Genomic DNA, 22,665 nt, shown 5'->3' with positions numbered 1-22,665 from the left:
TGGGCGAGCATCTTGTTAGATGGGCGCATGGCTTAGCGGGTGTTCGCGCGGCCTTCTTTCAGGTAGCATTGTCGCATGAGTGAAACCGGGACTTTGTTTGTGGCCCTGCGCCAGTCGTCCGACGAAGCCGTTGTCGACATGCTCGAGCGGATGGTGCGGCATGCCCCGGATCATGCCTTGAACAAGATGAACGCGCTTGATCTCGCAGGCACGGAAGGTATCGACGAAGATCGGGTCATCGCAGCCCTTCTGAATGCGGTGGGGCTCGGCATATTCGAGATGACATGGAACGTGATGTGCCCGAGCTGCGCCGGGGTTCTTTCCGCCAACAAAAGCCTGAAGACCCTGGATCGGACGCAGTATCATTGCGCCTTCTGCGCCGCGGGCTATGAGACGACGCTCGATAATCTGGTCGAGGTGACTTTTACGGTAAGCCCGCGCGTGCGCAAGATCGCGGCCCATAATCCCGACGAACTATCCGCGGCCGAATATTATCGCCAGATCTTCTGGAGTTCGGCGATCGATCTTCCGACCGATCTGGAGAAGCTGCTGGACGAGGTCACGCTCGAAATCGTCGACTTGCCGGCAGGCGAAAGGGCCATCCTTTCCTTGCAGGTGCCGCAGGGCACGTTGATCGTGTTCGATCCCGTGACGCATGCGGCCCAGTTCCTGGAGGTCAGCGGCGAAGAGACCAGCGAGCGCCAGAACCTGTCGGTGATCTTCAACAGGGTCCAGGTTCCCGTCGATACCGTGACCTTGCGTCCCGGGCCGCTGCGCCTCGCCCTGGACAACCGCACCGACGGTCGCGTGCTGCCGGCGGTATGGGTGGCGAACCCTGCGCTGGACGACATCCTCAAGCGACGCAAGTCGGTTCTCACGGCAACGCGTCTCCTCACCAATCAGACGTTTCGCGATATCTACCGGACCGATACGCTCGCCATTGGCCAGCGCCTCAAGATCCTGAGCCTGACTTTCCTGTTCAGCGATCTCAAGGACTCCACCGAGCTCTATGAGCGCGTCGGTGACCTCACGGCCTTCGATCTCGTCAATGAGCATTTCAGGCTGCTGCAGGAGATTATTGCGTCCGAAAGGGGAGCGATCGTGAAGACTATCGGCGATGCCGTCATGGCGACTTTCGAGACGCCCGACCGCGCCATTGCCGCGGCGATCCGCATGCGCGAGGCGATGAGCGATCTTGGCGCCGAGCGCCAGCATCAGAGCCTGCGCCTGAAGATGGGCATCCACGAAGGCTCATGCCTTGCGGTCACACTCAATGGCCAGCAGGACTATTTTGGCCAGACGGTCAATATCGCCTCGCGCGTCCAGGGGCTTGCGGCCTCACGCTCGATCGTGGTGACGGAATCGGTGGTGGAAAACGCGCATGCCCGGGCCCTGCTCGAGAGCAACGGGCTGAAGCCGGCGACGAGACGCGTGGCGCTGAGCGGCATCGCGGACAAGGTGTCGGTCTATGAGATTCCCTGACATGGCTAGCTGGTAATGGCGTAGCCCGGGATGAGCGAAGCGACATCCGGCGACCACTCTGATACCGCCCCGGATATCGCTCCGCTCATCCGGGCTTCTGGCTATGGGCTGTCCAAGATGTCCGATAGCGCCGACAACAGCCGGTCAACTTGCTCGTCTGTGCCCACACTTATCCGAAGATGGTCGGCGATACGGGGAGCGGAAAAATGGCGGACGATCACCGCCCGTTGGCGCAGCGCGGTGGCCAGCGCCGCGCCCTCGCGTGCCGGATGCCGCGCAAAGACGAAATTGGCGGAGGACGGCAGCACCTCGAAGCCAAGCCCGACCAGGCCGCGGTTCAGCCGCTCCCGGCCTTCGATCACGCGCGCGCGGCTCTGTTGAAAATAGGCTTCGTCCTGCAGCGAGGCGATGGCGCCGGCCTGGGCGGGCCGGCCGAGGGGATAGGAGTTGAAGCTGTCCTTCACCCGGGTGAGCCCCTCGATCAGGTCGGCGTTGCCGATGGCATAGCCAACCCGCAAGCCAGCCAGGGCCCGGGACTTGGACATGGTTTGAACGACCAGAAGGTTCGGGTGGGAGGCGACCAGCGGTATCGCGGTCTCGGCACCGAAATCGACATAGGCTTCGTCGATGACAACGGGAGCGTCGGGATGGTCCTCCAGCAAGGTAACGATCTCGGCCCGTGACAACGCAACGCCTGTTGGCGCATTCGGATTGGGCAGGATGAGCGCACCGGCCGGCCGGCGATAATCGGAACAGCGGATTTGCATGGCCTGATCGAGCGGGACGGTTTCGTAAGCAATGCCGAACAGGCGGCAATAGACCGGGTAGAAACTGTAGGTGATGTCAGGGAAGAGCAACGGCGCATCATGCTTTAGCAGCGCGGCGAAGACGTGGGCCAGCACCTCGTCCGAGCCATTGCCGACGAACACTTGTTCTGACCGTACCTGATGATGGTCGGCCAACGCAGCCCGCAGCGCTGACGCCTGCGGGTCCGGATATAGACGCAGCGTATCAGCGGCCTCGCCGCGGATCGCTTCCAACGCGCGCGGGGAAGGACCGAAGGGACTTTCATTGGTGTTGAGCTTGACCAGTTCCGCCATGCGGGGCTGTTCGCCTGGCACATAAGGCCTCAGGTCGTGCGTCAGGCTGCTCCAGAAACGGCTCATTTTTCTCTCCAAGCGGACAAGTCGGCTATCCGGCCTAAGGCCCTATGTGCTCGTTTGCCAGTCCCAATGCGCGCGCCGTTGCCGACCTGCTGGGCGGCCTGCCCACGGCCCCCGGAACACACGCCAGGCCTTTCGGCTAACTGGTTGGCCTCTCACTATTAATTGAGGGTAGGGCGCTGCATTGTTGCAATGCAATATTATGATATCGCAGCGCAGCAAAAAGGTGTAAGCTGCCCCCTCGAATCCTTTCGTCCGGAGAATTGAAGTGAAGAAGACGACCTTGTCGATCGCAGCCGTTGCCGCATTCTCGATTGCGGGTGCCACTGCCGGTTTTGCAGCAGAGTTGCCGCGCTATGAAACGAAGGGGCTGCCGATATCGGCGGTGCAGGTACGCGTGCTGGGAGCCGCTGACGTCAGGGAGCAGTCGCCGGCGCTGACCTCCACAGCCACTGCGCATCAGTTGAGCGTCTTGACGCCGCGAACGACACGGACGGCCGAGACGGCCGCCCCAACCCCGACCACCGGCCGCGCCATTCGCTGACCACGGTCGCGCCGGCGTCTCCATCGCCGCTTGCGCCAGAAAGCCCGCGATTTCGTCGCGGGCTTTTTGTACGGATGAGTGACAGCGAGTAGCCGATCGGCCGCGGATGGACCGCGGATTACGCCTGCGGCTGATCCGCCCTACTGGCCGATCGCGATGCATTCGAATTTGCGTTGCGGATGAACGAGCCACTCTGCGCTCTCGACGATGCGCATTTCCTCGGTGCCACTGGCCTCGGTGCGTTCCAGCACGGCGAAGATGGCGGAGGCGGCGTGGCTGAGCGCATCCGGCGTGTCGAAGCCGCGGACGCGCGCCGACACCAATAGCGCGGCAAACAGATCGCCGGTGCCGTTCGGGCTGATCGGCAGTTTTGGGGTGCGGACGCGAAAGGCCTTGAACCCTTCGTCGGCGCGTTCGACGGCGAGCGTCTCGATCTCGCCTTCGGGCGTGTCGGCAAGCTCGGCGCTGGTGACGACAACCGTCCCGCGCGCCATGAACGCGCGCGCCGCCTTAAGCACCTGATCGATCGAAGTTGCCTTGGCCCCGCACAGCCATTCGAACTCGAAATGATTGGGCGTGATGATATCGGCCAGCGGGCACAGCAAATCGCGCACCAGCGGCGGGATGTCGGCGTGGACGAACAGGCCGCGGTCGCGATCCCCGAGCACGGGGTCGCAGCAATAGACTAGCGCCGGATTCCTGGCCTTGGCGCGGGCGACAAAGTCCGCGACCACGGCGGCGTTGTCGGCCGAGCCGAGATAGCCGGACAGGATCATCGTGGCAGTATCGACCGCGCCGCGCTCCTCGATCCCGTGCAAGAGGTCGGCGACGAGCTCTCGATCGAGCACCCGGCCGCGAATGGTCGGATAGCCCGGCCGGTTGCTGAGCAGCGTGGTCGGCACCGCCACCACGTCGATCCCGTGCATCTGCATCGGAAACACCGCGGCGCTGTTGCCGACATGGCCGTAGGCGACCTGCGACTGGATAGAAATCACGTTCATGAGATTGATCTGGGGAATAAGCCGGTTGTCGGGGCGGGGAACCTGCCGAGGTTAACACATTGGTTATTTGTTTGCGGGCATTTTCACGACCTCATTCAACAGGGAGGCACCATGTCTGACGTCACCATTCCCGGCGGCCGGATTCGTTCTTTCGTCGAGCGGATCGAGAATATCGACACCGAATTGCAGGAACTGAACGAGCAGAAGAAGGAAGTGTTTTCGGAGGCCAAGGGCGAGGGGTTTGATGTGAAGATCCTCAAGGAGATCATCAAGCTGCGGAAGCAGGACCAGGACGAGCGCGACGAGCGCGAAAGCCTGCTCGATCTCTACATGCGCGCGATGGAAACCGCGCCGCCGGAGAAGACCGCGAAAGCGGCCTGAGCTTCGGTGAGCAGGGTGGATTAGCGCCAGCGTAACCCACCGAATTTTCGCGAGAACGGCGGATTGCGCTAACGCTAATCCGCCCTACTTGCGAATCCGTCGGTCGCGCCGTTCGCTAAGGACAACGCGGCGCGGCTTCGTCGCAACTTCTCCGCTGTATCCTCGCGGAAGCACGAAGCAAACGCCTTGTTAAGAATTGGCCCGCGCTGACTTGTGCGATTCCGATTCGTTCCTTGCGAACAAATTGGAGTCGGATGGAGAACAAAACTGTAGCGAACGTAGCCGGGCTGAGCCAACGGGTCGCGCGAATGCGTGCTCCATTGGCTCATCCCGGGCTACTCGCTACGGTCGCAGGCTCCGTTGAAGGAACCGAACCGTGTCGGTGATCGATTGGGCGCGAACCGCCGCATCAAATCCCATCGAATAGCCGGGCGCTGCCGCTATGCACGCACCGAAGGTGGCCGGGTCGAACGGCTTCGCCTCGCCGTCGATGAGCAAAGCCGGCCACTTCGGCCCGAGCAGGATGAGCGGACATTTTTTCGTGCTGACGAGGTTCGGATAGAAGCGCGCGCGGGTGAGGTCGGGAACGGTCCATGCATGGTAGGCGCCCGGGTAGATCACGGTTTCGATCGGGGCCGGAGTCCCGGCGGCGCGCGCGTAGGCCAGATAGCTCTCGATCTTTGTCACCGGCAAATTGTCGTCTTTCTCGCCGAGCAGCATCAGCACCGGAGAGCCGGTATAGGCGCTGGCTTCGGCGACCGCGCCAAAACTCCCGCCGGGATAGAACGCGGCGTGCGCGGCAAACCGGCCCGGTCCGGGAATGAGCGCCGATCGCAGCGTCTCGAATGAAGCGAGATGCGCCACTTCAGCGCCGTACGAGAAGCCGATGATGGCAATGCGGTCGGCATCGATTCGTGGCTCGCCCGAAAGAAGCCGCAGCGCGGCGTATGCGTCCGCAACGCCAAGCGGCAGATAGCCTGTTGATCCCTGCAGGGCAGCGCCCGTGGTTCCGCGCGCGGCGAAACTGTCGTAGGTCAATGTCGCGAAGCCCGCCTTGCGCAATTCGGCCGCGGCATAGCCTTCGTTGGCGTCACGATAGCCGGCGAGGGTGTGAACGACGATGACGGCAGGATAGCGATTCCTGGCCTGTTCGGGGAAGCCGAGTTCGGCCCTGACCGTCACCGCTCCGGTCGCAGCCTCTCGCGTCAAGAGCTGACCCATGTCGCTGTAGGTGGAAGACTGAAACGTGACCGCGGTCATGCCGGCCTGAGTGCTTTCTTGAGTGCCTTGGCAGTGTCCAGTCGTGCTTCCATAGGCGATCGTCGCCAGTAGAACGCATAACATCTGGTACATGGGAGCCCTCTTAGCTTTGCCGTTCGGGCGGGGCTTACCTGCGCCTACTTGAACAGCGCGACATATATCACGTAGAGCCAGCCCAGGATGCCGTGGATGATCGCCCAGAGGATCGAGTGGTTGTTGGTGTAGGAGATCGCGATGGCGAGCGCCGAGCCAAAACCCACGCCGTATTTCGCGCCCTCGACGCGAACCCCGTAATATCGATTTCCGTTCATGGCGATCCTTACCCTGCGATAGGCGTGGATTGGAGCCGCGCCCGTTGAAGCGGGGCGGCGGTAGCGTACCCCGCCGAAGTCCCTGCGAACAAGGCCGCGCCCGCGTCACCCGTGATGTCAAAAGATCGGCTCGCCGATCGCAATCTCGCTGCGCGGGCCCAGCACGATCACGTTGCCTGCCGCGTCCTTGGCGCCGAGGATCAAGAGTTCGGATGTGAAGCCTGCGATGTTCTTCGCGCCCAGATTGCAGACGCACACGACCAGCGAGCCGAGCAGGGCTGCCGGCTCGTAGTTCGTGATCTGCGCGCTCGACCACATGATCCTGCCGGCGCCGACGTCGACGCCGACCTTGAGGGACGGATTGCGCGCGCGGGGAAACGGCTGCACGTCGACAACCTTGCCGATCCGGATATCGAGACGCGCGAAATCGTCGTAGGTAGCCTGGGGTTTTAGCGGGGGCATGTCTTGCTCATTGTTTGCGCGGTCGGCCGCCAAAGATATCCGCATCGAATATCTGGGGATGCCGTAACGCAACCTTTCTTGCCGCGAAAGCGTTGCATGCGCATGATGACAGCGCCAGCCATGCGTCCCATGACGACCTTCGACCCGTTCGAGCCGGCAGTCCTGCACGACCTCACGGCCGATCAGATCATTAGCTGGACTGGCGAGGAAGCCGACGACTTCCGCCGTTCCAGCGTGTTCCGCGATGACGGGACCGTCGCGTGGAGAGAGTATGTGTTCGACGGTTGGGGAAACGTGCTGGGCGGGTGAGGGCGGGATCAAAGGAAAAAGGACACGGCCCGCGCAGCGCGTTCGTCGAGGCTCGCTTCGCTCGCATCTCCAGCGACAACGGCGAAGCCGCATGTCTTCGACTTGAAATCATCAGGCGCCAGAGAGCAGGTGAGGAGCGCGCGGGACCTTTTGTTGCGAAATGCGGGCTTTGCAGCATAGCCCGCAGCCCTTAAGCTGAAGCCAGCCGAACGCGCCCTCCCTCTGACCGGCAGATCGTTCCGTCACGCCGATCGCAGCCCGGGGAGAAGAACAGCGAAAAGCTGCAGCGCGGCACACGGCCTTTGAAAGGGGAGGACACTGATGCCGTCGTCCGTGAACCGCCGTCGCGCGCTCGCGACCATTGGCTCTTTCGTTGCCGCGTCCTGGCTGGCGCCGCGTGTGGGGCGCGCCGGAGAGAGCTGGCCGATCCGCCAGGTGCGCTACGTCAACGGCTTTCCGGCTGGCGGCGCCACCGACACGCTCTCGCGCCTGATCTGCCAGAAGATGAGCGAACTTTCCGGGCAAACCTTCGTGGTCGAGAACAAGGCTGGCGCCGGCGGCGTGCTGGGCGCGGATGCGATCGTGAAGTCACCGCCGGACGGCTATACGGTCGGGCTCGGCGGCATCGCCTCCAACGTGCTGGCGATCGGCAGCTACGCCAAGCTGCCGTATCATCCGCGCGAGGATTTCACCTTCATCTCCGGCATGTGGCAATTGCCGAACATTTTGACCGCGAAGAAGGACCTGTTCTCCGCGGACCTGAAGGAGTTGCTCGCGGCATTCAAGAAGGAGCCGGGCAAATACACCTATGCCTCCGCCGGCTTCGGCACCACGCTGCATCTCTCCGGTGAGATGATGAACAGCATGGCCGGCGTCCAGGTCCGTCACGTGCCCTATCGCGGCGCGGCGCCGGCGCTGAACGACCTGCTCGGCGGCAATGTCGATCTGTTGTTCGACAATCTGCCGGGCTCGCTGCCGAGCGTGCGCTCGGGCGCGATCAGGCCGGTCGCGGTCACCGCGAAGAAGCGGCTGGCGGAGCTTCCCGACGTGCCCGCGATGGCAGAACTGTTGCCCGGCTACGAGATCACCTCATGGGCCGGCCTGGTCGGCCCCGCGAACATGCCCGCCGACCTCGTGGCGCAAATCAACGCACTCGTCGTGAAGGCGCTCAGCGATCCCTGGTTGAAACAGCGCTACGCCGACCTCGGCGCCACCGCTTGGCCGACCACGCCGCAGGAGATATCAGCCTATCGCGACAGCGAAGAAGCTCGGTTGCTGCCGATCATGAAGGCGGCCGGAATCAAGCCGGAGGGCGGGTGAGGGCAGGCCCGCTTGAGGACGCGCCGTTGTTGTTGTCCGCAGATGATTTTGAAAACAGTCTCGATGCCGTTCGCGCGGCGGCGGCCGGACCCATCGCGGGAATCTTTGGCCCGGAGTCCTTGACGTGGCGGGTCGACCGCGAGGCGGCGGTTTTCCTTGGCGCCGGGCGGGCGCTGTTGCTGCAGTTGGCGCACCCCTGGGTCGCCGCCGCCATATCGGAGCATTCCCGGACCTTTGCCGATCCCGTCGGCCGGTTTCACCGGACATTCAACATCACGTTCACGATGGTGTTCGGCTCGCTCGATCAGGCGCTGGCCGCAAGCCGCCGGCTGCATCGCCGCCACGCCGTGATCACCGGAACGTTGCCACAGGCAGCAGGCCGCTTCGAAGCCGGTTCGGCTTACAGCGCCAATGAGGTTTCGGCGCTACGCTGGGTTCACGCCACGCTGGTGGAGACCGCCTGGCAGACGCATGACCTTGTCTTGCCTGCACTCACCAACAGCGAGCGCGAACAATACTGGGCCGAGGCGAAGCTGTACGCGGCGCTATTCGGCGTTCGCGCGGTCGACCTGCCTGCGGACTGGACGTCGTTCGCAGCCTACACGGAAGCGATGTCGCACTCGGATAGCCTCGCGGTCAGTCCTGCCGCCCGCGACATTGCGGAGCAGATCTTTTCGGGCTCCGCCACAGGACTGCGCGTACCCAGATGGTATCGCGCGCTGACGGCCCATTTGCTGCCGGAGCGTTTGGCCCAGGAATTCGGATTTGAGTTCGGCGAACGCGAGCAGCGCAGCATGGACCGGGCGCTGGCGTGGATCCGGCGCATCTATCCCCGCCTTCCCATGCGTCTGCGCGCAGTGGGTCCTTATCAGGAGGCGCTGGCACGCCTGCAAGGCGACAAGCAACCGGACCTGGCCGTGCGCTGGCTCAACCGGCTTTGGATCGGCCGGCCGATGATGGAATGATGTTGGCTGGGGTGAGGAAGGTCGTCGATTTTTAGCTAGCTGGTGGCCCGGATGAGCCAAGCGATATCCGGGTTAAAGTGGTCGCGGATGTCGCGGAGCCTGTCATCACTGCGCGAGCGCAATTGCGCTCGTCGCTGGGCGATGGTCCCGTCCGCGTTCGCACCTCGGTGGGCGCTATTGCCATCGCGGCAACGGCGCCAGCGGCCCTTTCAGCCGTGCTGGTGTTTATGTTTATGGTCATTTTCGGCGGAATGGCGGGAGCGGAAGGTCCCGGTGCGATTTTCGCTGCCGCGCTTCCGGCGCAGATATTTCTGACAGCCCTGATCGGCACCAGCGTGCCATCGGCTATTCTCATGCTTGCCGCCCACCATATCGCCAGGGCGCTTAACCGCGGCAGGGGCGGCGAGTATGCAGCGATTGGAAGCCTCGTGGCCGGGGGTGTCGTGCTGCTGACGCCGCTATTGGCCGTCCATACGATGTTTCTGTTCCTTGCGATTGCAGTCGTCAACGGCGCGATCATGGGTGCGCTCTACCGTCGCTTTGCCGGTATCGAGCCGGTGCCGTTGCCGGAAGTCGTGATTGCAACCGACCCGCAAGCATTGGTCGGCGCCGATCATCCGTCGCGACGTCAGCACAGCGTGATCCTCTCCAGCTAGTTCCGCAAACAGATTTTCCGGGAGACGCGCGATGAAGGGAATTGCTGCCATCGCTGTGGCCATACTTATTGCTGCCGTCGCGGCGTCATGGTTCCTGAACAGTCCAAACGCCGTAACGGTCAAGGTTTCCCCGGTGCAGCCGAACCCGGCATTGCCGACCTTCAAGCAGGTGCAGGAACAGGTTCGCCGCGATGCTCAGCAGCAGCACATTCAATAGCGAGTAACGGGGTGAGCCAATGGTCGCGCGAATGCGCGCCCAGCGACAAAAGCGAGGCGTCTCGCACCTGCGAGACGCCTGCACCCTTTGGTTAACGCGACCACTCCATTAGGGAACGCCTGTTTCGCTGCGGCGTTCCATAACTTATGAGGAGGAACTCGCCATGAAATTAAAAGGATTGTTTATCGCAGCAGCCATGCTGCTGATGCCGACCGCCGCATTGGCGGCGCCGGGCATCGTCACCACCACGGTCAGCCTCAAGGCAGGGCCCGGTGAAGGCTTTCCGACGGTCGACCGCATTCCCGGCGGCGCCCGTGTCAACATCCACGGGTGCTTCAGAGGCAAGGCCTGGTGCGATGTGAGTTGGTCGGATGATCGTGGCTGGGTATCGTCGCGATATCTCGAATATCTCTACCGCAACCGCTACGTCTATCTGCCCGACTATGTCGACGAGATCGACGTTCCCGTCGTGCCGTTCGTGCTGACCTCGTACTGGTCGAGCTATTATGCGGGACGTCCCTGGTATCACCGCCGCGCCCACTGGAGCGGCTACTGGCAATCGCATGAGCGTTTCGCGACGCGGTTGACGATCGACCGCTCGGCGGCCCGGATCGGCCGCGCGGCGGCAGCGCGCGATGCTGCGCTGCCTGAGGCAAGGACGCGTGCAACGGAGCGTTTCGGTGTCGAGGAGAGGTCGCGTGCCCGTGTCGAGGAGCGGACGCGGGATCGGACCCGCGCCGGTGTGACGGAGCGCGTGACGCGGGAGAGAGACCTCGCCACGCGCAGCGCGCGAGAGGTGCGCGAACGTGCGGCGGTCCAGTCCCGCATGACGCGCGAGAACGCGCGGATGACGCGTGAGAACGCAAGAGGGAATGCAAAAGCGGCCGTGCGCGAGCAGCCGATGGGTCGCACCCGCACGCAGACGCCGCCGGTCATGGCCCGCGGTCATGACGAACCGCGTGCGGCTGCGCCGCGGATCGAGCGTGGCACGCCCCACATGACGCAGCCCAATGCAGCGCGCGGCGGCGGTGGCCCGCCGGCGAGCGCACGCGCGCAGATGCCGGCCCCGGCCGCCCCGCGCGCAGCAGCGCCCGCGATGCCGCAGGGCGGCGGCGCACCGCACATCAACGCCGCCCCGCGCGGTGGTGGCGGAGCACCGGGCGGCGGCGGAGGCCACGGTCAGCGCCAATGAACGAAAAGCCCGGCCTTGAGCCGGGCTTTTTTTGCTCGGACTACTTGCTGATCCGTCCTGCGCGCTAATCTGCATAGGACGGGTGAGTCCAGCCCAACCCGCGAAGGAGTATCCGATGAAATCGCTTTTGCTGCTCACGGCGAGCGGTCCGCTGCTCATTCTCACATCGCACGAGTCCTTAACCGATCAGAAGCTTCTTGAGGTGCTCAGGCAAAAAGGCATCGGCAAGTTCGTCGCGTTTGAGGTTCCATTGTCACTTGCCAGGCAGCGCTACGGCGGACATTTTCAAGCCGTCGAAAGCAATCTGCACGAGACTGATGATTTGAGGATCCTCGACTTCAACGGCCAGCGGATCTTTCAGCTCTTTCGTTTCGATGAACTCGGTTCACCGATCCTGCAAGAACAGCGAGCGCAGGCCGGATGAGCCAACGGGCGCATTCGCGCGACCTATTGGCTGATCCGGGCTACTTGCTGCGCAAGCATGAAGCAAACGCATCGTTAAGAATTGCCTCGCGCTGATTTGCGCGATTCCGATTCGTTCCTTGCGAACAAAATGGAGTCGGATGGAGAACAAGGCTGTGGTGCTGTTTGCTTCTTTACCTCGGCAGAGTACAGTTGTGCTCGTCCTACAGTGCAAGCCGCGAATTCATGGCGAAGAAAACCGGCAAGCTGATATCGCGGCATACGGTCCTCGTGATCGACGTCGGTGGTTCGCGCGTCAAGGCCATGACCAGCAGGGAGCGAACCAGGCGCGCGTTTGCGTCCGGTCCCGACCTTTCCGCGAGAGTGATGGTAAGGAAGGTCAAGGCGCTGACGAAAGACTGGTCCTATGACGTCATCTCGATCGGATATCCGGGGCCCGTGGTCAACAACCGGCCCTTGTCGGAGCCGCACAATCTCGGTCAGGGGTGGGCCGGTTTCAATTTCGAAAAGGCCTTCGGCCGCCCGACCAAGGTCGTCAACGATGCGCTGATGCAGGCGATCGGCAGCTACCGGGGCGGCCGGATGCTGTTTCTGGGCCTGGGGACGGGTCTTGGCTCCGCGATGATCGTGGATGGCATTCTGGAACCGATGGAGCTCGCTCACCTGCCGTACCGTAACGGCAAGACGTTCGAGCAATGCGTTGGCGCCGCGGCCCTCAAGCGCGTTGGCAGGAAGAAATGGCAACGCGCGGTGGATGACGTCCTGAAGCGTCTGCTCGCTGCGCTGGAGCCGGATTACGTCATGCTGGGCGGCGGAAACGCCGACAAGATCGACAAGCTGCCGCGCAAGGTCCGGCTCGGCGCCAACACCAACGCGTTCGAGGGCGGATTTCGACTGTGGAAGAAGGGGGCGGTCAAAGCGTCCAGTGTACGGCAGTAGAGCAAGCCGGAGCTGGCGGCGCCGGTGCACAGGCGCGTGAGCTTTGCACCTGGATTTGAATGGCCTCTCAACAGTGGACTGTCTATGGTGTGCAGATGTCCCGCCTTGTGTGTCTGTTGACGGCTGTCCTCCTGTCCCTGTTGTCCGTCGCCGCGCTGGCTGCGCCGGTGCATAAGCGGCCGGCTGCGCGCTGGCACGGCTACGGCTTCCTGCCAGGTTACCATCAGCCGCTGAACAACAACCTTCCACTTTACGCCCAGAAAGACGCGACGCGGCGTTTGGCACGCCGCGACCGGCGCCATTGGTATATTGACCCGGTCCCCCGTTACTACGGGTATGATGGCGACTGGCACTATTTTGGCCGGCCCGGCTTTTACGGCGGACGCTACAATGGCGGCAGCTTCGGCCCGTGCTGGACGCGGACACCGATCGGGCCGATCTGGAATTGCGGCTGATCAGGTCAAACGGGGCGCAAGAGCCAACGCGTCGCGCGATTGTGCGCCCGATGATAAATTCCGCGTACTGCACTGTCTGGCGCTGATGGCGGATTACCCTATGCCAATCCGCGCCAGGCTTGCTTCCCCTTGACATGTTGGCCCTCCGTCGCCCGAATGGCGAATAGCGCATAAGCGCGGCGTCGCGGTGCCTCACCCGACGCATAAAAAGCAAGGCGGGAGGGTTTGCGAATGTTTCGCCAAGCGAGAAATCATGTCAGAAATTTCGCGCTTGCGGCGCTTGCGGCCGCAAGCCTGCTCGGTGCCGGAAACGCGCAAGCGGCCTTCCCGGAGCGGCCGATCACGCTGATCGTGCCGTGGGCCGCCGGCGGCGGCACCGACGCGGTCGCGCGCCAGATCGCCCACATGCTGGAGCGCGATCTCAAGCAGCCGGTGAACGTCGTGAACCGCACGGGCGGCTCGGGCGTGGTCGGCCACCAGGCGATCGCCACCGCCGCGCCGGACGGCTACACGTTCGGTCTCATCACGCTCGAGATCAACCTGATGCACTGGGTGGGGCTCACCGATCTCACCTGGGAGAAGTATACGCCGATCGCGCTGGTCAACCAGGACCCCGCCGCGATTCACGTCAAGGCGGACTCGCCCTACAAGAACGTCAAGGAGCTGTTCGCGCATATCAAGGCGAACCCGAACAAGGTGGTGGCCTCGGGTACGGGGCAGGGCGGAAGCTGGCATGTCGCGCTCGCCGGCCTGATGCAGGCCGACGGCGTTTCGCCCGGCTCGATCCGCTGGGTGCCGTCCACCGGCGCTGCGACCGCGCTGACCGATCTGGCGGCCGGCGGCGTCGACTTCGTCGCGTGCTCGATGCCGGAAGCCGAGGCGCTGCTCAAGGCGGGGCGTATCCGCAGCCTCGTGTTCTTCTCGCCCAACCGCGCGCCGAACTTCCCTGACGTGCCGACCACCGAGGAGGCGACGGGTCACAAGTGGCACAAGGGTGTGTGGCGTGGCTTTGCGGCGCCCAGGGGCCTGCCGAAGGAGATTGCCACGCAGTACGAGACCGCGATCAAGAAGGTCTGGGACAGCGCGGAGTTCAAGGAGTTCATGAACCGGCGCGGCTTCGACATGATCTATCTGGATTCGGCCGGCTTCGCGGAGTTCATGAAGGCGGACAACGAGGACAACGGCAAGGCGCTGAAGTCGCTCGGGCTGGCGAAGTAAGAGGATGAAGTGAGTTGTGGCGGAGCGTAGCCCCGGTGCAGATACTCTTCCGCAGTACACCCCAGGACCCAGACACAAAATCGCGAAAACAACCCCATGCAAAGTAGCGAGCGTAGCCCGGATCGAGCCAACGGGTCGCGCGAATGCGCGCCCCGCGACGAGCGCAATTGCGCTCGCACAGTGATGACAGGCTCCACGCAATCCGGGGCGGTATGAGCGTTGTCCCGGACGTCGCTGCGCCTGCGCCCATCACATCGGAAGCGCAGCCGGCAACCGCTTGCGGCTCATGCCAGACGACCGAGGCGCTAACGCCGAATTAATCTGATCAGCCTAAAGTCTCAGGCAGTTCCAGTTGGGTGCCGCGTAAAGGAGCCGTCGCGAGGGACGATCCGGCGACGGCTTCTTTTCGCTCACTCATTTGAGGTATTGCACGTGACCAGCACATCGGAAAAGCAGAGCCAAAGCGAACAACCTGAATCCACGGCGCCGAGCAAGCAATCGAGCCGGAAATCGATCCTGGCGCTGTCGGTGATCGCGCTTGGAATAAACAGTGCTGCGGCCGTCTATACCATGACCCCTTCCGATTTTGCCCTGCCGAATGTCAGCATGTTGGCCGATCTGATTCCGCACCAGAAAGTTTCCGATCTCATAGCCGATTTGGCCGGCGCCGCATCGAAGGATGCTCAGTCGGCCGAGCAGCAACAGGCTGCCGCTCTGCAAGAGAACAGCTCGCTGTTGCAGCAAAACGCAGCGCTTCTTCAGCAGGATTCAATTGCGCTTGCTTCCCTAAGACAGAGCGTCGCGGATGAGCAGGTCGTCGTGAAGAAAATATCCGCTCAGATCACGGATGAACATGAAGACGTGAAGAAGATCTCTGCTCAGATTTCCACGCTGATGGCGAAGGTCGACTCGCTGAAAAATGCAATGACCCCGGAAGTGACTTCGTCCATTCCAACAAGGCACGCTCGCAACCGGCTATCCCGGGTAATGCGCAAAAAAATGGCTCGGCAGTCAAAGCCTTTTGGACCTGTTTCGGTCGGAGGAGCAGTCCTGAGTGCCCCGGCTACCACGGCAGCCCCACAAGGCTAACCGACAGCAGGGCGACGCGGGCATCGGTCCCGCGCGCCCGCGGAATTACGTTGCCAGTGCAGGCAATGAATTGTGCCTCGGTCAGCATATCGAATGGTTAGGTGCGCTGTCACGTAACGGCGAAGCAAGTGAGCAAGGTGGGTTAGCGCAGCGTAACCCGCCGACCCGGCACTTGGAATGGCGGATTACGCCTTCCGCCTTCGCTCTTCGAGCTACGGCGGACAAGTCGGCTAACTAACTAATCCGCCCTGCGCTTGCTATTCCACCTTGCGAGCCAGTCGCTGCAATCCATGAAAAAAGAGAAATAATGCAAGAGCCAAAACGGCAACGCTTGGCCAGAAGTAGAGGGCGTGTGCTTCATAGTAGCGGCCAGGCAGATATGGAAACTCGCCTTGCAGCAGAAAGGTGCCGATCAGGACCATTGGAAAGGTGTAGACTGCAATCCAGATATTGGCGAGCCCATCGGGGTTCGTTCTGGAAAAGGCCAGCCAGATACCCATTGCTCCCGCGATATAGAGAGCGGGCACGACAAATTTCATCACCCTGAACAGTCTGGACAGCATGCTTCTCATGTTGTTGCCCAACTTAAACTCATTCGCCCATAATCAAAAGGCCGCTCTTTCGAGCGGGGTATTACGGGGAATTACGATGACAGTGCATTCAATTCCCTGTTGAGCACCATACGGCTTTGCTACCGGCTTTCGAATTGAGTGCACTGTCACCGTAATTCAAGGATCTTCGAGCTTGTCGGCGCGGGCAAGCCAAAGCTGACGGCGCTGCAGCATCCACATGAAACGGAAAAATCCAAGGTATCGCCAAACCTTCTGATCGGGGTCCATGAAAATGGTCCAATGTTGAAAGACTCGCTGGTATCACCTAGCGAGCGAACCTAACAGAGGCGGGCATGGAGTAGGCCATCATAAATGTCTACGTAGACGACAGATCTATGGGAGAGGAGCCGGTATCCGTGCGGGCCGCCTGTCCGGTCCGAAGTGTAGGCAAGCGAGTGGCCCGCATGAGCGAAGCGAGGTGGTTCGCCAACAGGGTATCCCCGGATGTCACTCCGCCCATCCGGGCTACATTTGCTTGATACGCTCGTCGCTTTTAGCGGTGCTCCAGAGTCGGTGCTGAATATCCTGCTCGAGCGTATTCATGATCTCTTCCGCCTCAGACAGTCTTTTTGTGTTCTCGCGTAGTCTAGGCCGGATTTCCTCTTGCTCGTTGATTTGATGCTCAATCAGAGCGTCGTATATCAGTTTGTCCAAATGCAAGAACTTAGCCTTTATCGGCTCAGGCACAAAGATTCCATTCTTTTTGAAATAGATATGGAAGTCCCAGCAAGCTTCGCGCGCTTCCCATATCCGATGCAAAGTGCACGCCCTTTGGTAATACTCATTGCGCTGGTCGACTTCCTTAAGTTCGTCCTTCTGCCATCTAGCTAGGAAACCTCCTTCTAGAAATTCTTCAAGCTGACCTGCGGCCATTCGATCTAAGTCTGGATACTGTTGAATCGAAGATGTGACGGTCATAACAATGCCGTGCGCCTGAGTGAGCTTGCCCCATGCTTCCGGAACTACATCAAATTCTTTTTGGTGAAGCTTGATGGTTCGATCCATGAGCGCATTGATCTTGTAACGTAGCTCCTCAAGCTCCTTTTCTTGTGCATGTTTAAACGCCGCCAGTCGTTCTTCAAACTTGGCGTTCATCCACTTCTCACCGAAAAAGCGAAGTATGCCGTAGGCGACAACGGCAATTCCGCCGCCAGCGCCAAAAACTAGACCAACAAGCGTGAGAAGGGCCCTTACAGCGTCATCCATGGCTGTCTCTGAGGCTTCTACAGAAACCGTACGGGCCGCTCTTATGAGCGGCCCGTACGCCTTTTTTCTAATCGACGGCTAGCTACACCCCGTCGTGCTTCCACACGTATCGCACTTCATGCAGGTCCCATTCCGCACCAGCGTGAAGTTGCCGCACTCCGAGCACATCTCGCCTTCGTAGCCCTTGGCCTTGGCTTCCGCCCTGCGTTCGGCCTTGGACGGGGCGACCGCCACTGCGGCGCTGCCGGCCTTGCTCCATTTCATCGCTTCCAGCTTTTCCGTCGGTGACAGGTCGTGCTGGGTTTCCTGCTTCAGGGCGACTGCGCCTTCGTGCGCGTCGGAGACGCGGGCGCTGGGGCCGTGGCCGCCGATGGCGGTGACGTTGTGGGAGCCGCGCGCGTCGGCATCGCCGCCGCGCATCACGACCAGATTATCCGTGCGCGAGCGGGTCAGGCCCTTGGACAGATATTTTGTCGCCTGCTGGCTGCCGTCGGACGGCTCCTTGCCTTCCTCGACGCCTTTGCCCATCGCGTCGAAGTTGGACTCGCTGGGATCGACATGGGCGAGATCGAAGCGCGACATGTAGCTGACCGCAAGTTCGCGGAACACATAGTCGAGGATCGAGGTCGCGTACTTGATCGAGTCGTTGCCCTGCACGGGACCCGCCGGCTCGAAGCGGGTGAAGGTGAAGGCGTCGACATATTCCTCCAGCGGCACGCCGTATTGCAGGCCGAGCGAAACCGCGATGGCGAAGTTGTTGATGAAGGAGCGAAGCGCCGCGCCTTCCTTGTGCATGTCGATGAAGATCTCGCCGAGCCGGCCGTCGTCATACTCGCCGGTGCGCAAGTACACCTTGTGGCCGCCGACCACCGCCTTCTGGGTGTAGCCCTTGCGGCGATCCGGCATTTTTTCGCGCTCGCGCATCACGACGATGCGCTCGACCAGTTTTTCGACGATCTTTTCCGAGACCTGCGCGGCACGCGCCGCCATCGGCTTCTCGTAGAGCGCCTCCACCGCATCTTCCTCGTCGTCATCGTCGGCGATGAGCTGCGAGTTCAGGGGCTGGCTCAGCTTCGAGCCATCGCGGTAGAGCGCGTTGGCCTTCAGCGCGAGTTTCCAGGAAAGGAGATACGCCGCCTTGCAATCCTCGACGGTGGCGTCGTTCGGCATGTTGATGGTTTTCGAGATCGCGCCCGAGATGAACGGCTGCGACGCCGCCATCATGCGGATGTGGCTCTCGACCGACAGATAACGCTTGCCGATCTTGCCGCAGGGGTTGGCGCAGTCGAACACCGGATAGTGCTCAGGCCTAAGGTGCGGCGCGCCTTCCACCGTCATCGCGCCGCAAATGTGCACGTTGGCGGCCTCGATCTCGCGCTTGGTGAAGCCCAGCGCGGCGAGCAGGTCGAAGCCGGGGGCTGCGATCGTCTCGGGCGCGAGGTTGAGCGTCTCGCGCAGGAAATCTTCGCCAAAGGTCCACTTGTTGAAGGCGAACTTGATGTCGAACGCGGTCGGCAGCGCCTTCTCCACCTTGGCCAACGCTTCGTCGGTGAAGCCTTTGGCCTTCAGCGTCGAAACATTGATGCCGGGCGAATTGGACAGCGAGCCGTGGCCGACGGCGTAGGCCTCGATCTCCGCAATATCAGCCTCGCTGTAGCCGAGCGTCCGCAGCGCCACCGGCACTGCCTGGTTGATGATCTTCCAGTAGCCGCCGCCGGCGAGCTTCTTGAATTTCACCAGCGCGAAATCAGGCTCGATGCCGGTGGTGTCGCAATCCATCACCAGGCCGATGGTGCCGGTCGGCGCCACGACGGTGGTCTGGGCGTTGCGGTAGCCGTTGAGCTCGCCGAGTTCGAGCGCCTTGTCCCAGGCCGCCTTGGCGTGGGCGATGACATCCGCTTGCGGGCAGGAGGCGTGATCGAGCGGCACGGGATTGACCGCCAGCGCCTCATAGCCGCGGCTCTCGCCATGCGCCGCGCGGCGGTGGTTGCGGATCACGCGCAGCATGTGCTGGGCGTTCTTCTTGTAGCCGGGGAAGGGGCCAAGTTCCTTGGCCATTTCGGCCGAGGTCGCATACGCCACGCCGGTCATCACGGCAGTCAGGGCGCCGCACAGCGAGCGGCCTTCCTTGCTGTTATAGGGCAAGCCCATGGTCATCAAGAGACCGCCGATGTTGGCGAAGCCGAGGCCCAGCGTGCGGAACTCGTAGGAGAGTTCGGCGATCGCCTTCGACGGGAACTGCGCCATCATCACGGAGATTTCGAGCACGATGGTCCAGAGCCGGCAGAGATGCTCGTAGGATTCGACGTCGAACCGTTTTGTGGTGGTCGAATAGAAGGTGATGAGATTGGCGGACGCCAGATTGCAGGCGGTGTCGTCCAGGAACATGTATTCCGAGCACGGATTCGACGCGCGGATCTCGCCGGACGCCTTGCAGGTGTGCCAGTCGTTCATGGTGGTGTTGAAGTGCAGACCGGGATCGGCCGAGGCCCAGGCGGCGTGGCCGATCTTTTCCCAGAGCTCGCGGGCCTTCAGCGTTTTTGTAATTTTCTTGTTGGTGCGGCCGATCAGGTTCCAGTCGCCATCGGTTTCCACGGCGCGCAGGAAATCGTCCTTCAGCGATACCGAATTGTTGGAGTTCTGGCCGGATACCGTGAGGTAGGCTTCCGAATCCCAATCGGTGTCGTAGGTCGGGAAGTCGATGTCCTTGTAGCCCTGCTTGGCGAACTGGATGACGCGCTTGATGACGTTGTCGGACACCAGCGCGCGGCGCGCCAGCTTGATTTCGCGGCGCAGGGCCGGGTTCTTCTCGGGATCGAAGCAGTCGTCGCCCGAGCCTTCGCAGTTCACGCAGGCCTTCAGCACGGCCTTGAGGTGCTTCTGGTTGATCTTGGAGCCGGTGACGAGCGCGGCAACCTTCTGCTCCTCCTTCACCTTCCAGTCGATATAGGTCTCGATATCGGGATGGTCGGCGTCGACCACGACCATCTTGGCCGCGCGGCGCGTGGTGCCGCCGCTCTTGATCGCGCCCGCGGCACGGTCGCCGATCTTGAGGAAGCTCATCAGGCCGCTGGAGCGGCCGCCGCCGGAGAGGCGCTCGCCTTCGCCGCGCAGGCGCGAAAAGTTGGAGCCGGTGCCGGAGCCGTATTTGAACAGGCGCGCCTCACGCACCCAGAGGTCCATGATGCCGCCCTCGTTGACGAGGTCGTCCTCGATGCCCTGGATGAAGCAGGCGTGCGGCTGGGGGTGCTCGTAGGCCGACTTGGACTTCGTCAGCTTGCCGGTCTTCCAGTCGACATAATAGTGGCCCTGGCCGGGGCCATCGACGCCGTAGGCCCAATGCAGACCGGTGTTGAACCATTGCGGCGAGTTCGGCGCGACCATCTGTTTCGCCAGCATGTAGCGCAGCTCGTCGAAGAAGGCGGAGGCATCTTCCTCGGTCGAGAAGTAGCCGCCCTTCCAGCCCCAATAGGTCCAGCAACCGGCGAGGCGGTCGAACACCTGCTTGGCGCTGAGTTCGCTGACGTAACGCTCGGATTCGGGGAGGAGGGCGAGCGCCTCGGTGTCGGGCACCGAGCGCCACAGCCAGGACGGCACGGTCTCTTCCTCGACCTTCTTCAGCCGCGCGGCGACGCCCGCTTTCCGAAAATACTTCTGGGCCAGCACGTCGGAGGCGACCTGCGACCAGAACTGGGGCACTTCGACATTTTCGAGCCGGAACACGATCGAACCGTCGGGGTTGCGGATCTCCGATGTCGTCAGCCTGAAATCAATCCCTGCGTAGGGTGACTGGCCGGAAGTGGTGTTGCGCCGTTCGATTCGCATTTTGTCGTGCCCCGTCTTCTTGCCCGGTCCGCATTTTCCGCGGTTGCCGGATGTTTTCAGTGAGCGAACCATCGGCACCAAGGTTGAAGACAACCTTGGGCCTGAGATCCGCAAGCTCTACCGGTGGACCCGGCCCTGTTTCTGTCTTCGCCACCCCATGGTCCCGCCGATCGACGGGGCCAATCCCAACTCAACGCCGCTACTCGATCGCCTGAGCCATTCGGCTCGTTTTTCAGCGCCGGATCGCCGCCGTTTTCGGGCAGACGAGCGCTCGATCCGTGCCTCGACCGGCTGACGGAGTGCTCGTCTGGGGAACCCGTTTGGGAGCGTCCGGCGGGACCCAAAACTTAACTCGCGCCGTCCAGCAAAGAGGCTAGGCCAAACCCGTCGCGCCCGTCAAGGACTAGTACGAGTTCCTGAATCAAATACTAAATATGGTGGAAAGTACGGGAAAACAGGGGGTGATCCCGCGCCTGTGATGACGCCAAGTATCAGTGAGTCCTCAGGGATTCCCAACACAAAAAATTTCTTGCGGCGTGTGGAAACCACCTTCGCCCCGCTGTTCACAGGGCAGGTATTTTTTCAGCCGCCGGGATTGCGTTGATGAGACTCACGTACGGCTACGGAGCGGGCTTGCCTGATGCTACGGGGAGGCGAGGTCTGGCATGTCGGCGCATCCGTGGTCGGTGGGGCGGATACGCGGCATGGTGCGCCCCTGATTCCACCCTTTGCCGGGCTCCATGACAGACTCAAAACCCACCGCGCCGCGGATCGCGCCCGCGGGCCTGATGTTCCTCGCCATCACCTCGGTGGGCTGGGGCTTCAACTGGCCCGTTACAAAATACCTCCTGAGCGAGCTGCCGCCGCTGACGCTGCGCGGCACCACCGGCGTGATCGGCGCTGCGCTCTTGGCCGTGCTGGCGCTGGCGCGCGCCCAGAGCCTGAAGGTCGAGCGTCATCTGTGGCCGCGGCTGATGCTGGCGGCGCTGCTCAACGTCACGGGCTGGATGGTGCTGATGGGGCTGGCGCTGTTGTGGCTGCCGGCGAGCGAAGCGGCGCTGATCGCCTACACCATGCCGGTATGGGCCTCGCTGCTGGCCTGGCCGGTGCTCGGCGAACGGCCGACGATCTTGCGCACGGTGGCGCTGGTGATGGCGTTTGCTGGTCTTGCAGCGATCATGGGCGGCAACGGTTTTAGCGCGACCGCCGCAAAACTGCCGGGCATGGTGATGGCGCTCGGCGGCGCTTTCGGTTTCGCGCTCGGCACGGTGCTGGCGAAGAGGTTGCCGGTGCCGCTGCCGCCGATCCCGGCCGCGGCCTGGCAGATCGGGCTGGGTTGTTTTCCGATCGTCATCATCGGTCTCGCCGTCGAGACCACGCATATCGAAAAGGTGACGCAGCTCGGCTGGTGGCTCCTGATCTATTCGACCGTGATCCAGTTCTGCATCGCCTATGTGAGCTGGTTCGCCGCGCTCGCCCGCCTGCCGGCGTCGGTCGCGGCGATCGGCACCATGGCGGTGCCTGTGATCGGCGTGGTGGCATCCGCAGTCGCGCTCGGCGAGCCGCTCGGCGTGATTCAGATCGTGGCGCTGGTGTTCACGCTCGCCGGCGTGGTGCTGGCGACAAGATCGTAGCC

24 protein-coding genes are annotated in these 22,665 nt (G+C 62.3%); 16 read left to right on the top strand and 8 right to left on the bottom strand.

The annotated features are described in order from the left end of the window. The first annotated feature begins 75 nt into the window (after nucleotides 1–75). On the top strand, nucleotides 76–1,482 hold the full coding sequence (locus tag V1288_RS29270; RefSeq protein WP_334360328.1) for an adenylate/guanylate cyclase domain-containing protein: 1,407 nt from the start codon (nucleotides 76–78) through the stop codon (nucleotides 1,480–1,482). Between the two features lie 101 nt (nucleotides 1,483–1,583). Here the strand turns inward: V1288_RS29270 and hisC are convergent, their stop codons facing one another. Further along, nucleotides 1,584–2,648 (bottom strand): histidinol-phosphate transaminase, encoded by a 1,065-nt coding sequence (gene hisC / locus V1288_RS29265; protein ID WP_334360327.1) that lies wholly within the window; start codon nucleotides 2,646–2,648, stop codon nucleotides 1,584–1,586. 265 nt (nucleotides 2,649–2,913) lie between these two features. On the opposite strand from hisC, the gene V1288_RS29260 reads away from it, so the two are divergent. After that, nucleotides 2,914–3,189, top strand: a complete 276-nt coding sequence (locus V1288_RS29260; RefSeq protein WP_334360326.1) for a hypothetical protein — start codon at nucleotides 2,914–2,916, stop codon at nucleotides 3,187–3,189. 140 nt (nucleotides 3,190–3,329) lie between these two features. Here V1288_RS29260 and pdxY read toward each other — a convergent pair whose 3' ends face one another. Continuing rightward, nucleotides 3,330–4,190, bottom strand: a complete 861-nt coding sequence (gene pdxY / locus V1288_RS29255; RefSeq protein WP_334360325.1) for a pyridoxal kinase PdxY — start codon at nucleotides 4,188–4,190, stop codon at nucleotides 3,330–3,332. A gap of 111 nt (nucleotides 4,191–4,301) precedes the next feature. Here pdxY and V1288_RS29250 point away from each other — a divergent pair, with 111 nt between their 5' ends. Continuing rightward, complete coding sequence (locus V1288_RS29250) at nucleotides 4,302–4,571, top strand: DUF2312 domain-containing protein (RefSeq protein WP_334360324.1); 270 nt, start codon at nucleotides 4,302–4,304, stop codon at nucleotides 4,569–4,571. Nucleotides 4,572–4,913: 342 nt separating this feature from the next. Here the strand turns inward: V1288_RS29250 and V1288_RS29245 are convergent, their stop codons facing one another. The 3 genes from V1288_RS29245 to V1288_RS29235 all read right to left on the bottom strand — a co-directional run bounded on the left by V1288_RS29245 (nucleotide 4,914) and on the right by V1288_RS29235 (nucleotide 6,604). Beyond that, the gene (locus tag V1288_RS29245; protein ID WP_334360323.1) at nucleotides 4,914–5,924 is read right to left on the bottom strand and encodes a dienelactone hydrolase family protein; all 1,011 of its coding nucleotides are present in this window, start codon (nucleotides 5,922–5,924) and stop codon (nucleotides 4,914–4,916) included. A gap of 44 nt (nucleotides 5,925–5,968) precedes the next feature. Continuing rightward, nucleotides 5,969–6,142: a hypothetical protein gene (locus V1288_RS29240; protein ID WP_280971857.1), complete on the bottom strand. Its 174-nt coding sequence runs from the start codon at nucleotides 6,140–6,142 to the stop codon at nucleotides 5,969–5,971. Between the two features lie 117 nt (nucleotides 6,143–6,259). After that, complete coding sequence (locus V1288_RS29235) at nucleotides 6,260–6,604, bottom strand: tRNA-binding protein (RefSeq protein ID WP_334360322.1); 345 nt, start codon at nucleotides 6,602–6,604, stop codon at nucleotides 6,260–6,262. A 96-nt stretch (nucleotides 6,605–6,700) separates the two neighbouring features. Between V1288_RS29235 and V1288_RS29230 the strand changes: the two genes are divergently transcribed. The 11 genes from V1288_RS29230 to V1288_RS29180 all read left to right on the top strand — a co-directional run bounded on the left by V1288_RS29230 (nucleotide 6,701) and on the right by V1288_RS29180 (nucleotide 15,387). Beyond that, nucleotides 6,701–6,913, top strand: coding sequence for a hypothetical protein (locus tag V1288_RS29230; protein WP_334360321.1), 213 nt, complete (start codon nucleotides 6,701–6,703; stop codon nucleotides 6,911–6,913). A 321-nt stretch (nucleotides 6,914–7,234) separates the two neighbouring features. Continuing rightward, on the top strand, nucleotides 7,235–8,233 hold the full coding sequence (locus V1288_RS29225; protein ID WP_334360320.1) for a Bug family tripartite tricarboxylate transporter substrate binding protein: 999 nt from the start codon (nucleotides 7,235–7,237) through the stop codon (nucleotides 8,231–8,233). A 29-nt stretch (nucleotides 8,234–8,262) separates the two neighbouring features. Then, the gene (locus V1288_RS29220) at nucleotides 8,263–9,198 is read left to right on the top strand and encodes an oxygenase MpaB family protein (protein WP_334361432.1); all 936 of its coding nucleotides are present in this window, start codon (nucleotides 8,263–8,265) and stop codon (nucleotides 9,196–9,198) included. Between the two features lie 227 nt (nucleotides 9,199–9,425). After that, nucleotides 9,426–9,854, top strand: a complete 429-nt coding sequence (locus V1288_RS29215) for a hypothetical protein (protein WP_334360319.1) — start codon at nucleotides 9,426–9,428, stop codon at nucleotides 9,852–9,854. A gap of 31 nt (nucleotides 9,855–9,885) precedes the next feature. Next, complete coding sequence (locus tag V1288_RS29210) at nucleotides 9,886–10,071, top strand: hypothetical protein (protein WP_334360318.1); 186 nt, start codon at nucleotides 9,886–9,888, stop codon at nucleotides 10,069–10,071. A gap of 163 nt (nucleotides 10,072–10,234) precedes the next feature. Next, a complete protein-coding gene (locus V1288_RS29205; RefSeq protein ID WP_334360317.1) occupies nucleotides 10,235–11,263 on the top strand; it encodes an SH3 domain-containing protein in 1,029 nt (342 codons plus the stop codon). Between the two features lie 115 nt (nucleotides 11,264–11,378). Next, on the top strand, nucleotides 11,379–11,687 hold the full coding sequence (locus V1288_RS29200) for a cytosolic protein (RefSeq protein ID WP_334360316.1): 309 nt from the start codon (nucleotides 11,379–11,381) through the stop codon (nucleotides 11,685–11,687). A gap of 224 nt (nucleotides 11,688–11,911) precedes the next feature. Beyond that, a complete protein-coding gene (locus V1288_RS29195) occupies nucleotides 11,912–12,625 on the top strand; it encodes an ROK family protein (RefSeq protein WP_334360315.1) in 714 nt (237 codons plus the stop codon). Nucleotides 12,626–12,720: 95 nt separating this feature from the next. Further along, on the top strand, nucleotides 12,721–13,080 hold the full coding sequence (locus V1288_RS29190) for a hypothetical protein (RefSeq protein WP_334360314.1): 360 nt from the start codon (nucleotides 12,721–12,723) through the stop codon (nucleotides 13,078–13,080). Between the two features lie 231 nt (nucleotides 13,081–13,311). After that, on the top strand, nucleotides 13,312–14,298 hold the full coding sequence (locus tag V1288_RS29185) for a tripartite tricarboxylate transporter substrate binding protein (RefSeq protein ID WP_334360313.1): 987 nt from the start codon (nucleotides 13,312–13,314) through the stop codon (nucleotides 14,296–14,298). A 432-nt stretch (nucleotides 14,299–14,730) separates the two neighbouring features. Beyond that, nucleotides 14,731–15,387: a hypothetical protein gene (locus V1288_RS29180; protein WP_334360312.1), complete on the top strand. Its 657-nt coding sequence runs from the start codon at nucleotides 14,731–14,733 to the stop codon at nucleotides 15,385–15,387. Between the two features lie 257 nt (nucleotides 15,388–15,644). Here the strand turns inward: V1288_RS29180 and V1288_RS29175 are convergent, their stop codons facing one another. The 3 genes from V1288_RS29175 to V1288_RS29165 all read right to left on the bottom strand — a co-directional run bounded on the left by V1288_RS29175 (nucleotide 15,645) and on the right by V1288_RS29165 (nucleotide 21,029). Beyond that, the gene (locus tag V1288_RS29175) at nucleotides 15,645–15,950 is read right to left on the bottom strand and encodes a hypothetical protein (protein WP_334360311.1); all 306 of its coding nucleotides are present in this window, start codon (nucleotides 15,948–15,950) and stop codon (nucleotides 15,645–15,647) included. 513 nt (nucleotides 15,951–16,463) lie between these two features. Next, nucleotides 16,464–17,204: a hypothetical protein gene (locus V1288_RS29170; RefSeq protein WP_334360310.1), complete on the bottom strand. Its 741-nt coding sequence runs from the start codon at nucleotides 17,202–17,204 to the stop codon at nucleotides 16,464–16,466. Nucleotides 17,205–17,282: 78 nt separating this feature from the next. Then, nucleotides 17,283–21,029 (bottom strand): vitamin B12-dependent ribonucleotide reductase, encoded by a 3,747-nt coding sequence (locus V1288_RS29165; protein ID WP_334360309.1) that lies wholly within the window; start codon nucleotides 21,027–21,029, stop codon nucleotides 17,283–17,285. On the opposite strand from V1288_RS29165, the gene V1288_RS29160 reads away from it, so the two are divergent. Next, nucleotides 21,010–21,324, top strand: a complete 315-nt coding sequence (locus tag V1288_RS29160) for a hypothetical protein (RefSeq protein ID WP_334360308.1) — start codon at nucleotides 21,010–21,012, stop codon at nucleotides 21,322–21,324. The genes V1288_RS29165 and V1288_RS29160 overlap by 20 nt on opposite strands. A gap of 445 nt (nucleotides 21,325–21,769) precedes the next feature. Beyond that, entirely contained in the window at nucleotides 21,770–22,663 is an 894-nt protein-coding gene (locus V1288_RS29155; RefSeq protein WP_334360307.1) for a DMT family transporter, read from the top strand. Nucleotides 22,664–22,665: the final 2 nt, after the last annotated feature.

Source organism: Bradyrhizobium sp. AZCC 2176, assembly GCF_036924645.1.
GTDB lineage: Bacteria > Pseudomonadota > Alphaproteobacteria > Rhizobiales > Xanthobacteraceae > Bradyrhizobium.
This window is presented reverse-complemented; position numbering and strand designations above follow the sequence as displayed.

Coding starts and splice junctions, on each gene's coding strand:
- V1288_RS29215 (WP_334360319.1), top strand. CDS start 9,426: ATGTTTATGGTCATTTTCGGCGGAATGGCGGGAGCGGAAGGTCCCGGT.
- V1288_RS29170 (WP_334360310.1), bottom strand. CDS start 17,204: ATGGATGACGCTGTAAGGGCCCTTCTCACGCTTGTTGGTCTAGTTTTT.
- V1288_RS29240 (WP_280971857.1), bottom strand. CDS start 6,142: ATGAACGGAAATCGATATTACGGGGTTCGCGTCGAGGGCGCGAAATAC.
- V1288_RS29155 (WP_334360307.1), top strand. CDS start 21,770: ATGACAGACTCAAAACCCACCGCGCCGCGGATCGCGCCCGCGGGCCTG.
- V1288_RS29245 (WP_334360323.1), bottom strand. CDS start 5,924: ATGTACCAGATGTTATGCGTTCTACTGGCGACGATCGCCTATGGAAGC.
- V1288_RS29210 (WP_334360318.1), top strand. CDS start 9,886: ATGAAGGGAATTGCTGCCATCGCTGTGGCCATACTTATTGCTGCCGTC.
- V1288_RS29225 (WP_334360320.1), top strand. CDS start 7,235: ATGCCGTCGTCCGTGAACCGCCGTCGCGCGCTCGCGACCATTGGCTCT.
- V1288_RS29190 (WP_334360314.1), top strand. CDS start 12,721: ATGTCCCGCCTTGTGTGTCTGTTGACGGCTGTCCTCCTGTCCCTGTTG.
- V1288_RS29230 (WP_334360321.1), top strand. CDS start 6,701: ATGCGCATGATGACAGCGCCAGCCATGCGTCCCATGACGACCTTCGAC.
- V1288_RS29175 (WP_334360311.1), bottom strand. CDS start 15,950: ATGCTGTCCAGACTGTTCAGGGTGATGAAATTTGTCGTGCCCGCTCTC.
- pdxY (WP_334360325.1), bottom strand. CDS start 4,190: ATGAACGTGATTTCTATCCAGTCGCAGGTCGCCTACGGCCATGTCGGC.
- V1288_RS29185 (WP_334360313.1), top strand. CDS start 13,312: ATGTTTCGCCAAGCGAGAAATCATGTCAGAAATTTCGCGCTTGCGGCG.
- V1288_RS29165 (WP_334360309.1), bottom strand. CDS start 21,029: ATGCGAATCGAACGGCGCAACACCACTTCCGGCCAGTCACCCTACGCA.
- V1288_RS29250 (WP_334360324.1), top strand. CDS start 4,302: ATGTCTGACGTCACCATTCCCGGCGGCCGGATTCGTTCTTTCGTCGAG.
- V1288_RS29200 (WP_334360316.1), top strand. CDS start 11,379: ATGAAATCGCTTTTGCTGCTCACGGCGAGCGGTCCGCTGCTCATTCTC.
- V1288_RS29195 (WP_334360315.1), top strand. CDS start 11,912: ATGGCGAAGAAAACCGGCAAGCTGATATCGCGGCATACGGTCCTCGTG.
- V1288_RS29270 (WP_334360328.1), top strand. CDS start 76: ATGAGTGAAACCGGGACTTTGTTTGTGGCCCTGCGCCAGTCGTCCGAC.
- hisC (WP_334360327.1), bottom strand. CDS start 2,648: ATGAGCCGTTTCTGGAGCAGCCTGACGCACGACCTGAGGCCTTATGTG.
- V1288_RS29235 (WP_334360322.1), bottom strand. CDS start 6,604: ATGCCCCCGCTAAAACCCCAGGCTACCTACGACGATTTCGCGCGTCTC.
- V1288_RS29205 (WP_334360317.1), top strand. CDS start 10,235: ATGAAATTAAAAGGATTGTTTATCGCAGCAGCCATGCTGCTGATGCCG.